Origin of the sequence: Marinobacter sp. LQ44 (assembly GCF_001447155.2) — a bacterium.
Taxonomy (GTDB): domain Bacteria; phylum Pseudomonadota; class Gammaproteobacteria; order Pseudomonadales; family Oleiphilaceae; genus Marinobacter.
Window position 1 is genome coordinate 2,085,312 of record NZ_CP014754.1, and the last position, 13,453, is coordinate 2,098,764.

Consider the following 13,453-nt stretch of genomic DNA (forward strand, 5'->3'; position numbering starts at 1 on the left):
GGTCAATGGGATCACATGACCCCGGTCACTCCGGGGTGGTACGCCCGGTCAGGGACTGCCAGGCCGCAAAGGTGCTCAGGTGGACGTTGCCCCCGAGGTGCCGGATGAGCTCGGTACCCTTCAGCCGATCCATCACCGGACCTTTCACCTCCGACAGATGCAGCCGCACCCCGGCATCGGTCAGCCGCTCGTTGATGGCTTCCAGGCTTTCCAGGGCTGACGCATCCACCAGGTTCACCGCCGGGCAGACCAGCACCAGGTCGGTCAGCTTTGGTTCCCGGGTGACCAGGTCCATCACTCGCTCCTCCAGGAACCGGGCGTTGGCAAAGTAGAGGCTTTCGTCCACCCGCAAAAAAGTCACTTTCGGGCACAGTTCCACGTCGTGGCGCAGAACATTCCGGAAGTGCTCGGTGCCCGGCACCCGGCCCACCACGGCACTGTGGGGGCGGCTGGTGCGGTACAGAAACAGGCCGATCGACAGGGCAACACCTGTAATAATGCCTGCCTCAACGCTGTGAACCAGCGTCAGCACAATGGTCGCCAGCATGGCACCGAAATCCGTCCGGGAGTACCTGAAGGTGCGGCCCAGCGCTGGCAGGTCAATCAGCGTGGCGACCGCCACAATGATCGTGGCCGCCAGGGTGGCCTGGGGCAGCCAGGCGATGGCCGGAGTCAGGAACAACGTGGCCAGGGCGATACCGACTGCCGTGTAAGCGCCGGCCGCCGGCGTTTCTGCGCCGGCCTCGAAGTTCACCACCGAACGGGAAAAACCACCGGTCACCGGCATCCCTCCGGAGAGCCCGGAGCCCAAGTTCGCAGTGCCCAGGCCGATCAACTCCTGGTCCGGATCGATTCTCTGGCGCCGTTTTGCGGCCAGGGTCTGGCCCACCGACACCGATTCGACAAAGCCAACCACACTGATCAGCAGGGCACTGACCGCCAACTGCGACCAGATCGCCAAATCCAGTGCCGGCATGGTAAATGCGGGTAACCCGGCCGGAACCTCGCCCACCAGGCGAACGCCTTTCTCGTCCAGATTCAGCCACCAGGCGATCAGCGTGGTCACCACCACCGCCAGAATCGGAGCGGTTTTGGTGATGATATCTGCGCGCCTGTTGGCCAGGCCCAGCCGGATCAGCAACGGCTTCAGAAACTGTCGGGACCACAGCAGGAATGCCAGCGCGCCACCCCCTACCAGCAGGGTAGGAATGTTGGTTTCCGGCAGAGATGCCAACAAGGAGCCGCCGATCTCCCAAAGGTTATGGCCCGAGGCCTGAATTCCGAACACGTGTTTGAGCTGACTCGCCGCAATCACGATGCCCGAGGCCGTCATAAAACCGGAGATGACCGGATGGCTGAGGAAGTTCGCCAGGAAGCCCAGCCGCAGGATGCCCATCACCGTCAGCATCAGGCCAGACATCACCGCAATCAGCACGGCACCGGCAATGTACTCCGGTGTGCCCACCTCGGCCAGCGGCGCCAGGGCCGCCGCCGTCATCAACGATACCACCGCCACTGGACCCACTGACAAGGTCCTGCTGGTGCCGAACACCGCATACACTACCAACGGCAGAATACTGGCGTATAGCCCGACCTGCGCCGGCAACCCAGCCAGCAAAGCGTAAGCCAGCGACTGGGGAATCAGCATCACGGTGACAATCACCGCCGCGACCAGATCACTGGTCGCCTGATCACGACTGTACTTTGGCGCCCATTGCAGAACGGGCAGATAATGTTTGAGGTTCATGCCGGGTTCAGAACCGGTTGATTGGAACTTTCAGGTACACCTGGCCGTTATCCTCAGCCGGCGGCATGTGACCGGCGCGCATGTTCACCTGCACCGACGGCAGGATGAGCCGGGGCATATCCAGAGTGGCATCCCGCTCGGTGCGCATTCTGACAAATTCATCCTCTGAAATTCCCTCGTGCACGTGCACGTTGGCCTCACGCTGTTCCGCGACGGTGGTCATGTGGTGGTACTCGTCACGACCAGGCGCTTTGTAATCGTGGCACAGAAAAATCCGGGTCTCGGCCGGCAACGACAGCACTTTCTGGATTGACCGGTACAGGGTACGGGCATCACCACCCGGAAAGTCGCAGCGAGCGGTGCCGTAATCGGGCATAAACAAGGTGTCGCCAACGAAAGCGGCATCGCCAATCACATAGGTCAGACAAGCGGGAGTGTGGCCCGGAGTGTGCAGCACCCGACCTTCCAGGTTGCCGATGGCGAGGGTATCGCCCTCTTCGAACAGCCGGTCAAACTGGCTGCCGTCACGGGTAAACTCGGTACCAGCATTGAACGCCTTACCAAAGATTTCCTGAACATCGACGATTTTTGCGCCAATACCCGTCTTGCCACCGAGTTTCTCGTGCAGGTAGGGGGCGGCGGAAAGGTGATCGGCATGCACGTGGGTTTCAAGGATCCACTCAACGATCAGGTTGTGAGCGCGAACATACTCAATAATGTCGTCAGCCGAACGCACATCGGTGCGACCTGCGGCATAGTCGAAATCCAGCACGGAATCCAGAATGGCGCAGGCCCGGCTGTTCGGGTCACGCACCACGTAACTGAACGTGTTGGTGGGCTCGTCGAAAAAATGCTGGACGATGGGCTGTGTCATGCTCGTCACCTCTGGGCTCTGCCGATCACTAACTTTATGATCTAAGAATATACCGAAAATATATATGAGGTGAAATGCTGTTTTCTTATATGCGTGATAACCCCGATGCATCGACCAGGCAGTCCCGACCGCCCTGTTTGGCCTGGTACAACCGCTGGTCTGCCAGCCCAATCAATGCGTGCGGGCTGGCAGGCTCCTCGGTAAGCTCCGCCACACAGGCAGAACCCGCGCTTACGGTGATCCCGAAAGTCTCGCTGCCAATCACAAACTTTTCCGCCCTGACGGCGTGCATGATTCGCTCCACCAGTGGCTGAGCATTCGAATCCGCCATTTCGGTGAAAACCACGAGAAATTCCTCGCCGCCATACCGGGAAACCACATCGGTATTCCGCGTGTTCGCCAGAAGCAGCTCGGCAAATCGCACCAACACCTGGTCCCCGGCCAGGTGACCCAGGTTATCGTTAATCCGTTTAAAGTGATCGATGTCAAACATCGCCAGGCAAAAACGCTCACCATGGCGGCTGCAGGTTGCCAGCACCTCGTCCAGCCTGGGCATTAGGTAGCGGCGGTTGTGAAGGCCGGTGAGAGGGTCGCGAATCGACTGGTTCAGCAAGTCTTCCTCCAGGCGATTGCGCTCAAGAGCACCAGACAGAAGTCCGGAGACGATGATCAGAAGGTCTGCCATGTCCTGCCGCCAAGGCCGTTGCGATAACGAATCAACGCCAAAAAAGCCCATTACCTGGCCACGTATCCAGATGGGCACGCAGAACATGGAACTGACCCCCTGCGCCTCCAACAGGGCACGCTCATTGCCGGCCTCGGGCGGCAACTGATTGACGTCCTCAATAAAAACCACCTGGTTCTGGTGTTTCATCGCGTTGATTTGCGTTTGCCACCACTGAAAATCCTGAATCACCACACCTTGCTGATCTGCCATCAGGGACGCCACCCCCGGCGCACACCATTCGTGGGTGTTGGTCATTGTCAGGTGATCCGGCGAGAACCGATAGACATAGGCTCGATCAATGCCAAAAAAACCACCAATGGAGCGGAGTAACTCATCAATGCAGTCGTCGATCGAACCAAATCCAAGTTGGATAAACTCTCCGGACAAACGGGCAATCAGCTTCTGAAAACCCGCCTGAAACTGGAACTCCGCTTCACTGTCCCGAAGGGTCTGCTCCAGTTCTTTGTAGTGCTGTATGTTGTGAAACTGACCATACCAGATGGTGCTGCCATCGGGTTGGCGCTCCGGCACTGAATGGGCCTCAAACCACTGATACTGGCCATCCAGCAACCTCAGACGCGCCCGGTACCGCCAGGGCTCCAAAGTCTGCGCCGAGTGCACGATACTGTCCGCCACCCCGGTCGCATCCTCTGGATGAATCACCGAGAATACTGCTTCGGCATCTTCTTTAAGCCGGGCAGGCTCAACGCCGAACAGGTCTTGTACCTGGTCACTGACATAGGGATAACGATGGGACTGACCGTCTGGGCTCAGCCAGTAGGTAAAAAGAATACCGGGAACCCCTGATGCGAGCTTCTGGAAAAAGGATACAGGTATAGCGGTTTTCAGCTCACCATCAGATCTGCTGGGCATAAACGGCGGGTCTCCCCAATCATTTACTTAGTTAGTTTAGCTTATCGGGAAAGGGACCTCACATATCCGATCATCTAAGGTCAGCGATGGCCTGCACCTCCGGACCACACCCGTTACAATACCGCACCCAAGCCTGATGGAGTGTCTCCGTGCGTTTAAACCGAAAAGCCAAGCTTGAGTGGCAGGCCTTCTGGCTGGCTGTAAGCTTTTTGACCCGTTTTCCCATGCTGGTCAAAATCCAGTATTCACAGCGACTGATGAACCAGAGCAGCCTGTATTTCCCGCTGGTGGGGCTGTTGCTGGGGGCTATCTATGCATCCTCTTGGGCCCTGCTTACGCTGGCCTTCAGCCCCCTGGTTGGCATCATTCTGGTCGTTATCCTGCACCTATTCCTGACCGGTGCATTCCATGAAGATGGTCTGGCCGACAGTGTTGATGCTCTTGGGGGTGGCTACACGGTTGAACGGCGGTTGGCCATTATGAAAGACAGCCGAATAGGCACCTATGGTGCGGCAGCTCTGACAATGGCCTTACTGCTTAAAGTAGCCTTACTGTTAGAGGCCAGCAGCATCTGGCTAGCTCTGCTGGTAGCGCCAGCGATCGCCCGAATGACGCCATTGATCCTGATGGCAATGCTGGACTATGTGACGGACCCCGACACCAGCAAATCCAAACCTGTTGCCGATGGTTTTCCACTGCAACGCCTGCTGGTTGCGGCTGGGTTCACCCTGGTTGTCGCGGCCGTGCTGTCCTACTGGAACCCGATATTATTTGCCGGGGCGCTGTCTGCCGTCATCCTGACGGCATTCTGCTGGGGCACGTATCTGAAACAGCAGTTGGGCGGCTATACCGGAGACGCCTTGGGTGCCAGCGTGGTATTGAGCGAATTGGCCCTTCTGCTTTTTTTGTGAACAAAGGGTCAGTTATCCACCGTGAATGACACGATCCGGGAAAGCTGACTGATGGGCATCCCGGTTTCCTCATGCCAGCGATTAAATGCTTCCTGGGCCTGGGTGAGCCCCTTCTTGCTGGCAGGCGACGCATCCAGAATTCCGGCACGGGTCAGTGCGGTCACCACATCGTGAGACAGGATAAAGCCATCCCAGCCCACCCGGCGCAGGAAATACTGGGCGGAATTCCCACCCAGACGCTCGCCGTTGCGCTTCAGGTACAGCAGCAGCCCCACCTGATCGGTTGACGGCCACTGCGCCAGAAACTGGCCAAAGCTACCATGATCTTTCGCCGCATCCATGATCATCCGGGCATTCTCCGGAACCGTGCGGATCTTCTGCATATTACGAACAATCCGCTCGTCCGTTGCCAGCCGCTCCAGGACTTCCGGCTGGACCTGCTGCCAGTAGGCGGGCACAAACCCTTCGAACGCCGCCTCAAAATCCGGCCATTTGTTCTCGATCACCCGCCAGACAAACCCAGCCTTGAAAATGCACCGGGTGATCTCGGAAAGGTAACGGTCGTCGCTGATCTTGGCCAGGCGCTGCTTGTCGGTGACCGGTGGCAGCATGGATTTCAGGGCCTGTTCACCGCCTTTGCGGGCCAGTGCCTGCTGGTAGAGCTCGGAAAACTTCATCTCACCTCCTGAACAGAAGCCCCAAATCGAGTCTGATCGTACCCAATTCAGGACCTGTGAGGAAAACGATCGTGCTGTTTTTCTGTGCCCTTCATTTGCCGGCGAGGTAACTTGCCAGACGCTGATGCTCAAGAGGCTGACCCCAGCCATTGCCATGCACCAGCTCTTCCAGCGGAAGCCGTGAACGCCAGCCTTTGGCCTGCAGCTCCGGCTGTTCCAGAAACTCGCTGACATACCCCAGGCACAGATACGCAAGAGGGTATACGTGATCTGGCAGCTGCAGGATGTCAGACAGTATTCCCTGATCCAGAATACTGACCCAGCCCACACCAATACCCTCTGCTCGCGCCGCCAACCACAGGTTTTGTACCGACAGACAGGTGCTGAACAGATCCATTTCCATGATCGAGTTACGGCCGAGCACATGGGGCCCGCCGCGGGAACGGTCACAGGTAATGCATAGATTAATGGGACTCTCCAGAATGCCCTGGAGTTTGAGTGTCCGGTAGGTTTGCTGTCGCTCGCCGGTGTAGTTTTCCGAGGCTTTTGTGTTTTCCTCATTGAAGCTCGCCAGCACCTGCTCACGCACCGCCGGGCTGTCGATAACGATGAAATCCCAGGGCTGCATGAATCCAACGGACGGCGCATGGTGGGCTGCCCTCAGAATACGGCCCAGCACCTCATCCGGAATGGCATCCGGCAAGAACTGCGAGCGCACATCCCGACGCTCGAAGATGGCCCGGTAAAGCCCCTCACGTTGGGCATCCGTGAATGGGTCGTTCTGGTTGCTCATAACTGCAACAGGCTCCTTAACCGGTCCGTGTCCAGATACTGTTCCACCTGATCTGCCAGGCGGTCGAGTTGCTGCAGACGGTGACTCTGATAATCCACTGATTGCGCACTCTGTGTATTGAGACCAGCCCAGCACAGAATGGCATCGCAGGCCGCAGGCTCATCAAAGAGACCGTGCACATAGGTGCCCACCAACTGACCGTCGGCGCTGACCGCACCGTCCGGTCGCCCATCAATCACCGCAAAAGGCCTGGCCAGCGCTGAGCCTTCGGTGACTCCGTTGTGCATTTCATAGCCGGTCATTGTCGCCTTAACACCACTTCCAGCAACCTCGGTGGATAGCCTGCCGGTCACCTGTCTGAGCTGCTTACCCGACACCATGCGGGTGACCATCTCGAACAGTGCCAGGCCCTCGGTATTGCCAACTTCGCCTTCCAGCCCGTCCGGGTCTTCCACCCGAAGCCCCAGCATCTGGAATCCGCCACAGATACCCAGCAGCTTGCCGCCATAGCGCAGGTGTTTCTGGATGGCCTCGGGCCAGCCCTGTTGTTTCAGCCACTGCAGGTCGTGGCGGGTACTTTTGCTGCCGGGCAGAATAATCAGGTCTGCCGGCGGAATGGACTCATCCGGCCCCACGAAAACCAGGTCCACCCCCGGGTGCAATCGCAACGGATCAAAATCATTGTGGTTGCTGATCCTGGGCAGTACCGGCACCACCACTTTCAAGGCGCCGGCCTCACTGGTACCGGCGGCACTGACACTGTCTTCGGAATCTATCACCAACCCGTGCAGGTAGGGCAAGACCCCGAACACCGGCTTGCCAGTGTGTTCGGCCAGCCAGTCCAGCCCGGGCTCCAACAGCGCAATGTCACCCCGGAACCGATTGATGATAAATCCGGCCGTTCTGGCTTGTTCACTGTCGGAGATCAACGCCAGGGTGCCCACCAACTGGGCAAACACACCGCCTTTATCGATATCACCTACTAACAGCACCGGGCAATCGGCGGCCTCGGCGAAGCCCATGTTGGCAATGTCGTTGGCCCGCAGGTTGATTTCCGCCGGGCTACCGGCACCCTCGGCAATGATCACATCATAACGCTCGTCCAGGGCCTGCCAACTGGCCAGCACGGAGGCCATGGCCTCGGCCTTGTAGGCATGGTAGTCCAGGGCATCCATATTGCCGTGAACCTTCCCCCGCAGGATGACCTGGGCTCCGCAATCGCTCTGGGGCTTCAGCAACACCGGGTTCATGTCACTGTGGGGCTCCAGACCACAGGCCAGCGCCTGCAATGCCGTGGAGCGGCCGATTTCCCCACCATCCACGGTGACCGCACTGTTCAGGGCCATGTTCTGGGGTTTAAACGGCGCCACCGACACGCCCTGACGCGCCAGCCAGCGGCACAGGGCCGCCACCACCGTGGTCTTGCCGGCATCCGAGGTGGTGCCCTGCACCATCAGAGTGGGCATTTACAGCTCCACGCCCTTCTGGGCCTTGATGCCCTGATCCTTGAAGGCGTGCTTGACCACACCCATTTCGGTCACGGTGTCGGCGAGGTCGATCAGTTCCTGGGGCGCACCACGGCCGGTGACCACCACGTGCTGCATCTCCGGCCGGGCCTGAAGGTCGTCCAGCACCCGGTCCAGGTCGATGTAGTCGTACTTCAGCGCTATATTCAGTTCGTCCAGCAGAATCAGGTCATAGCTGTCGTCTCTGAGCATATCAGCTGCGATATTCCACGCTTCAGTCGCACTCTGCACATCCTGTTCCCGATTCTGGGTGTCCCAGGTGTAGCCCTGTCCCATCACGTGGTAGGTCACGTTCGGCAGCCCCCGGAAGAACGCTTCCTCGCCGGTGCTGAAGGCGCCCTTGATAAACTGGACGATGCCCACTTTCATACCATGGCCCAGAGCCCGGGCGACCATACCAAAGCCGGAGCTGCTCTTGCCCTTGCCGGGACCAGTCAGCACAAGTAACACCCCCTGTTCTTTCTGGGCGCGGGCGATGCGCTCCTGCATGACCTTCTGCTTGGCAGCCATGCGTTTGGCATGGCGTTCGGGGTCTTTGGCGCGTTCACGCATGATGACTCTCCTTGGGTTCACGCATTTGGATTCATCAGGAAAACCAGGTTAGCGGAGGCCGGCTCCGCTGTCCTGGGTATACTTGTGAGCTAGTCTCGTTTTGGCACGAAGAAAGGCGCGCCATCCACTTCCACCGTTGCCAGTTGCTGGTTATACAAACGTTCCAGAGCATTTGGCACCAGCATCCTTTCTGCCAGGCCCCAGCAGGCTTCGCCATTGGGGTACAGCAGCAGAATATGATCACACCAGCGGGCAGCCAGGTTCAGGTCGTGCAGGCACATGAAAATGGCGTTACCCGCTGCCGCCCGTTCGGTGAGCAGTTTCATGACGGCTACCTGGTGGTGCAGATCCAGGTGATTCGTGGGTTCATCCAGCAGCCAGGTGTGAGGCGACTGAGTCATCAGGGTGGCAATCGCCACTCGCTGACGTTCACCGCCAGACAAGGTGCTGACCAGGCGGTTTTTCAGATGCAGGACATCCAGTGCTTCCAGTGATCTCTCGGCCATGGCCAGATCGTCTGCCCCTTCCATCTGCCAGGGTGCCAGCCACGGATGACGCCCGATCAGCGCGGTTTCCAGTACCGTTGCCGGGAAGCCATCCTGTCGGTCCTGGAACACCAGCCCCAACTGTTGGGAGAGGGCTCGCCGCTTTAGCTTCGCTGTAGGCACATCATTCAGGAACAAAGCACCGGCGCGGGGCGAACGAAGGCCTGCGAGGGTGTGCAACAGCGTGGTCTTGCCGGCACCGTTGGGCCCGAGTACGCCCCAAATCTGACCTGATTTTATTGTCAGATCCAAAGGGTAACCGTCGGCCCGGCCAGGAATATCGATGACCAGTTCCCGGGTACTCAAGGCTTGCATTGGGGGGCGTTTATTACCGGACATCAGCGACTCCGGTACAACAGATACAGGAAAGTGGGAACGCCCAACAGCGCGGTGATCACACCCACCGGCAGTTGCTCCGGCGCGATCACAACCCTTGCCAGGGTATCCGCCAGCACCAACAGTATGCCACCGGCTAACGCACAGGCCGGTAAAATCAGGCGCTGGTCGTTACCAAGCACCAACCGAAGCATATGCGGGACCACCAGCCCTACAAAGCCTATGCTACCGGCCATGGTCACCGCCGTGGCCGTGAGCAGGCTGGCAAGTATGTAAATCAGCCATTCCAGTGGGCGCACTGAAATCCCCAGGGCAGCAGCCTGCATGGGGCCACGGGCCAATACATTCAGACTGCGGCCAAGAGGCACCACCAGCGCACAGACCAGCACCAGCACGCCAAGCCCCGGCCAGGGTGCCCTGGCGTAGGACACATCGCCCATGAGCCAGTACAACATGCCCGGCAACTCTCTGGCCGGGCTGATGGCCAGCATCAAGGTAATGACCGCCCCCCAGCCAGCCGCCACCACAACCCCCGTGAGCAAAAGGCGGGAGGGCGTCCAGCTGCCGGTGCCGTGGGCGAGCCCGAACACCATCAAGGTGGCCAGCATGGCACCGGCAAAGGCAGAACCGGAGATAACCGCGCCGCCGAGCCCCGCCAACATCGCCAGCAATGCCCCCACGGCGGCACCCCCGGACAGCCCCAACACATAGGGATCGGCAAGCGGGTTACGCAGCAGCACCTGCATCAATGCCCCGGCCACCGCCAGCAGACCTCCGGTGGCAAAGGCCGACAGCGTTCTGGGTAGCCGGAGCTCAAGAATCAGAGTACGGTGCAGGTTGGAGCCCTCACCCAGAAACACCAACAGCACATCCGCAGGTGCAATGGCGACACTGCCAATACCGACCGACATCACCATGGCGATCAGCCCGGCTACGGCTAGAACGGTGAGGGGCAGGGTGATCGGGCGTATCACACGGCTACTCCACTAGGGCCGTCGGCCACGGGCCACCTCCAGTTTCTCGCAAAACAATTGCGTTCCCTCAAGCATTCTCGGAGTCGGTCGCTGAACCAGTGACGGCGGAATAAAAAAGAGGTTGTTTCGCTCTGTCGCAGTGATACTGGGGAATGCCTGCCAGCGCGCCAGCCAGTGGCGATTCTCCTCACCCATTCCACCCGCCAGAATGGCCTCGGGATTCGCCGCAATCACCGCTTCCGCACTGATCCTCGGCACTAGCCGGTCCAGCTTACCAAACACGTTATCACCACCGCAAAGTTCAATCATTTCACCGATCAGGTGCTGGCTGTTGACCGTCATCAGGGGCTCATCCCAAACCTGGTAAAACACCGGCACCGGATCAGCCTTGGCGTACGCCTCCTGCAAGTCGGCAATGCCCTGACGGAATCGCTCCGCCTCTGCAAAGCCTTCTGCTTCAGTACCTGCCAGTATGGAGATGCGCTCAATGGTGTTGGAGACAGCTTCAAAACTCCGGGGTTCAATGGAGAACACCGGGACGCCCATATTCTTGAGTGTGACCAGCTGCTCCGTCGGATTCCCGGTTACCCAGCCAATCACAAGATCCGGCTGCAGCTCCAGCAGCCGTTCCATATCCATGCGGGTATGGCTACCCACTGAAGCGACCTCTCGGGCTGCCGGGGGATAATCGCTGTAAGCCACCACGGCAACTACCTGATCACCGGCGCCCGCCGCCCATGCCAGTTCTGTCGCCCCAGGCGAAAGTGCGGCAATGCGTTTTGCCGGGTGTTCCAGGCATATCTCCTCGCCCAGATCATCCGTGGCGCAGACATAGGATGCCAGGGCCGGAGATGCCAGCAGCATCCAGCCGAGCAGTATGCTCACACCCTTAAGCTTTCCCACTGGCGCCTCCCCGGCAAGATTATGCAGTTTTATCGGAAGTCATAGCGAATCGAAAGAAACCCTGCGGTTCCCGCCGCCAGGTAGCCTGAACCATCAAATCGGGTTGCCGTCGCGTATTCCTTATCCGTAACGTTCTGAAGCGTCAGCCGTGCTGTCCAGTCCGGAGCAAACTCCCATCCTGCACGGAGGTTGAAGGTGACGTAACCTGGTAACCGATTCTGATTATTCGCATCGTCGTAGCGGTAACCACTGGCCAGAGCGGTGCCTCCCAGGCTCCAGGCGCCCATTTGGCGGTCCAGGTCTACCCGCAGCGATTGGTGACTGCGACGACGCAGGCGGTTATCCGTGTCACGATCTCGCGGATCCATCAAGGTGAGCTTGACCCCAAGATCCCAACCGTTCGCACGAAGACCGGAGGTCAGCTCCGCCCCACGAATACGGGCTTCACTTACGTTGGCAGGCCGGAGATCCCCGTTGATGCTCTGTAGTTCAATCAGATTCTCTACGTCCAGCTGATAAAGAGCGGCATCCCAGTACCAGTTCTGGTAACGACCGCTAAGCCCCAGCTCCACGGACGCGCCTTCCTCCGGCTTGAGATCCGGGTTGCCGGCATAACTGCCACCGAAATCGAAGATCTCCAAAGGATAGTAAAGATCATTGAACGTGGGCGCCCGGAAAGAGGTGCCATAACTCAGCCGCACCCGATGGGAACGGTCAAACGAGTGGCCAAGGGCAATGCCACCGGTTTCCTGTCGACCGTATGCCTCGTTGTCGTCGCCGCGAAATGACAACTGAATATCGGAAGGGCCGAAGTTCAAGCGCAGTTGGGTGAACAACGCGGCATTGGTGCGACTGTTCTCATCGAACTCGATGGTGCTTTTCACTTCGTCGGATTGTAGCTCTCCCCCGACCGCAAGCTCGTGCACGCCGGCGGTGAACGTATTTTCCCATCGTGCGGTTCGGGTTTTGGTGTTGAATACCGAATCCCCGGCAGTGCGGAAGCTCTCCTGCTCGTCAGCGGACTCTGAAAGCTGGATGGACGTCGCCCAATAGTCACTGACGGGTGTGTTCAATGTAACGCCGAGCGTTCTGATCATAAAATCCGTGTTGCCGCCGTCAAACTCCGTGTTGCCCTCTGACTGCAAGATGACAAAGCTGGCCTCTCCGCCACTCGGCAATTCATGGACCACACGCCCGACGCCAGCGGTGTTGCGAAAGCCTTTGTCCTCGTCACCCTTCACAATTCTGGTGCCATCGGTTTCCTTGTGCAGCCCGCTGAGGCTGAAACGGGTCGTGCCATGAGTCGCCGATGCCCCAGCACTGGTCTTCTGAGTGTTGAAGTTGCCTGCACCAGTTTCAACCCAACCTCGGTTGCCGTGCTTTGGATCCAGTGTGAAGGCCTGTATGACACCGCCTACCGCGTCAGCCCCGTAGAGTGCACTGCGGGGCCCCCTGACGATTTCCACGCGCTCGACCAGATCAGCAGGAAAATACTGCCAGGGCGCGCCACCGCTGGTGGCAGAACGAAGGCGCACACCATCCACCAGAAAGACCGTGGAATCATTCGCGGTGCCGCGGGTGAATACACTGGTGTTCTTACCATAGGAACCGTTGGTGACCAGATCAATGCCCGGCTGCGCCGCCAGCAGATCTGTGAATTCGGCAGGCGCCTCACGACGGATGGCTTCTTCTTCAATGACCGTCACCGAAGACAGGCTTTCGCCCACCGTGCGGGGGCCAAGCGTGGCAGTTACAACAATAGGCTCGAGAGTATCCAGGTCGGTTTCAGACTCTGAACCCGCCGCCGGTAGGGCAAACGGTAGGAACACAAGGGCAGACAGGACTTTGGAACGCTTCATTTCTTCACTCGCTTCGCACCGCACTCACCCGTGCGGTTGATACTGATTCATGCGGAGGAGAAATGTCTGTTTTGACGGAGGGTGGAGGGGCGTCGATCAGTTGCATTGGCCGGTTCACCCACCGCCGCTGCCCTCCGCAACGTAGGTGTCTGGAAC

General features: G+C 59.0%; 12 protein-coding genes. 1 reads left to right on the top strand and 11 read right to left on the bottom strand.

The genetic code is table 11. From position 1 onward, the window contains the following. Positions 1–25 precede the first annotated feature (25 nt). From ASQ50_RS09710 to ASQ50_RS09720, 3 genes are all read right to left on the bottom strand, one after another. Positions 26–1,747, bottom strand: a complete 1,722-nt coding sequence (locus ASQ50_RS09710; RefSeq protein WP_058092275.1) for a SulP family inorganic anion transporter — start codon at positions 1,745–1,747, stop codon at positions 26–28. A gap of 7 nt (positions 1,748–1,754) precedes the next feature. Further along, positions 1,755–2,621: an MBL fold metallo-hydrolase gene (locus ASQ50_RS09715; protein WP_058092274.1), complete on the bottom strand. Its 867-nt coding sequence runs from the start codon at positions 2,619–2,621 to the stop codon at positions 1,755–1,757. Between the two features lie 85 nt (positions 2,622–2,706). Next, positions 2,707–4,221 carry a diguanylate cyclase gene (locus tag ASQ50_RS09720; RefSeq protein ID WP_058092273.1) on the bottom strand — a complete coding sequence of 505 codons (1,515 nt, stop codon included), beginning with the start codon at positions 4,219–4,221 and terminating at the stop codon, positions 2,707–2,709. Between the two features lie 149 nt (positions 4,222–4,370). Between ASQ50_RS09720 and cobS the strand changes: the two genes are divergently transcribed. Continuing rightward, positions 4,371–5,132 carry an adenosylcobinamide-GDP ribazoletransferase gene (cobS, locus tag ASQ50_RS09725; protein ID WP_058092272.1) on the top strand — a complete coding sequence of 254 codons (762 nt, stop codon included), beginning with the start codon at positions 4,371–4,373 and terminating at the stop codon, positions 5,130–5,132. A gap of 8 nt (positions 5,133–5,140) precedes the next feature. On the opposite strand, the gene ASQ50_RS09730 is transcribed toward cobS, so the two are convergent. The 8 genes from ASQ50_RS09730 to ASQ50_RS09765 all read right to left on the bottom strand — a co-directional run bounded on the left by ASQ50_RS09730 (position 5,141) and on the right by ASQ50_RS09765 (position 13,297). Beyond that, positions 5,141–5,809: a DNA-3-methyladenine glycosylase I gene (locus tag ASQ50_RS09730; RefSeq protein WP_058092271.1), complete on the bottom strand. Its 669-nt coding sequence runs from the start codon at positions 5,807–5,809 to the stop codon at positions 5,141–5,143. Between the two features lie 91 nt (positions 5,810–5,900). Further along, a complete protein-coding gene (gene bluB / locus ASQ50_RS09735; RefSeq protein ID WP_058092270.1) occupies positions 5,901–6,602 on the bottom strand; it encodes a 5,6-dimethylbenzimidazole synthase in 702 nt (233 codons plus the stop codon). After that, complete coding sequence (locus ASQ50_RS09740; RefSeq protein ID WP_058092269.1) at positions 6,599–8,068, bottom strand: cobyric acid synthase; 1,470 nt, start codon at positions 8,066–8,068, stop codon at positions 6,599–6,601. The genes bluB and ASQ50_RS09740 overlap by 4 nt, the downstream gene beginning before the upstream one ends. Further along, positions 8,069–8,680 carry a cob(I)yrinic acid a,c-diamide adenosyltransferase gene (cobO, locus tag ASQ50_RS09745; RefSeq protein ID WP_058092268.1) on the bottom strand — a complete coding sequence of 204 codons (612 nt, stop codon included), beginning with the start codon at positions 8,678–8,680 and terminating at the stop codon, positions 8,069–8,071. Between the two features lie 89 nt (positions 8,681–8,769). Next, positions 8,770–9,540, bottom strand: coding sequence for an ABC transporter ATP-binding protein (locus tag ASQ50_RS09750; protein WP_058092283.1), 771 nt, complete (start codon positions 9,538–9,540; stop codon positions 8,770–8,772). Between the two features lie 23 nt (positions 9,541–9,563). Further along, a complete protein-coding gene (locus tag ASQ50_RS09755; RefSeq protein WP_058092282.1) occupies positions 9,564–10,478 on the bottom strand; it encodes a FecCD family ABC transporter permease in 915 nt (304 codons plus the stop codon). Between the two features lie 69 nt (positions 10,479–10,547). Then, a complete protein-coding gene (locus tag ASQ50_RS09760; protein WP_058092281.1) occupies positions 10,548–11,399 on the bottom strand; it encodes a cobalamin-binding protein in 852 nt (283 codons plus the stop codon). A 68-nt stretch (positions 11,400–11,467) separates the two neighbouring features. Next, positions 11,468–13,297, bottom strand: coding sequence for a TonB-dependent receptor domain-containing protein (locus ASQ50_RS09765; RefSeq protein ID WP_058092267.1), 1,830 nt, complete (start codon positions 13,295–13,297; stop codon positions 11,468–11,470). Positions 13,298–13,453 lie beyond the last annotated feature (156 nt).

Excerpts from the sequence above, each read along its gene's own strand:
- cobO (WP_058092268.1), bottom strand. The coding sequence starts at position 8,680 with ATGCGTGAACGCGCCAAAGACCCCGAACGCCATGCCAAACGCATGGCT.
- ASQ50_RS09765 (WP_058092267.1), bottom strand. The coding sequence starts at position 13,297 with ATGAAGCGTTCCAAAGTCCTGTCTGCCCTTGTGTTCCTACCGTTTGCC.
- ASQ50_RS09755 (WP_058092282.1), bottom strand. The coding sequence starts at position 10,478 with ATGGTGATGTCGGTCGGTATTGGCAGTGTCGCCATTGCACCTGCGGAT.
- ASQ50_RS09750 (WP_058092283.1), bottom strand. The coding sequence starts at position 9,540 with ATGCAAGCCTTGAGTACCCGGGAACTGGTCATCGATATTCCTGGCCGG.
- ASQ50_RS09730 (WP_058092271.1), bottom strand. The coding sequence starts at position 5,809 with ATGAAGTTTTCCGAGCTCTACCAGCAGGCACTGGCCCGCAAAGGCGGT.
- bluB (WP_058092270.1), bottom strand. The coding sequence starts at position 6,602 with ATGAGCAACCAGAACGACCCATTCACGGATGCCCAACGTGAGGGGCTT.
- ASQ50_RS09740 (WP_058092269.1), bottom strand. The coding sequence starts at position 8,068 with ATGCCCACTCTGATGGTGCAGGGCACCACCTCGGATGCCGGCAAGACC.
- ASQ50_RS09720 (WP_058092273.1), bottom strand. The coding sequence starts at position 4,221 with ATGCCCAGCAGATCTGATGGTGAGCTGAAAACCGCTATACCTGTATCC.
- ASQ50_RS09710 (WP_058092275.1), bottom strand. The coding sequence starts at position 1,747 with ATGAACCTCAAACATTATCTGCCCGTTCTGCAATGGGCGCCAAAGTAC.
- ASQ50_RS09715 (WP_058092274.1), bottom strand. The coding sequence starts at position 2,621 with ATGACACAGCCCATCGTCCAGCATTTTTTCGACGAGCCCACCAACACG.
- ASQ50_RS09760 (WP_058092281.1), bottom strand. The coding sequence starts at position 11,399 with ATGCTGCTGGCATCTCCGGCCCTGGCATCCTATGTCTGCGCCACGGAT.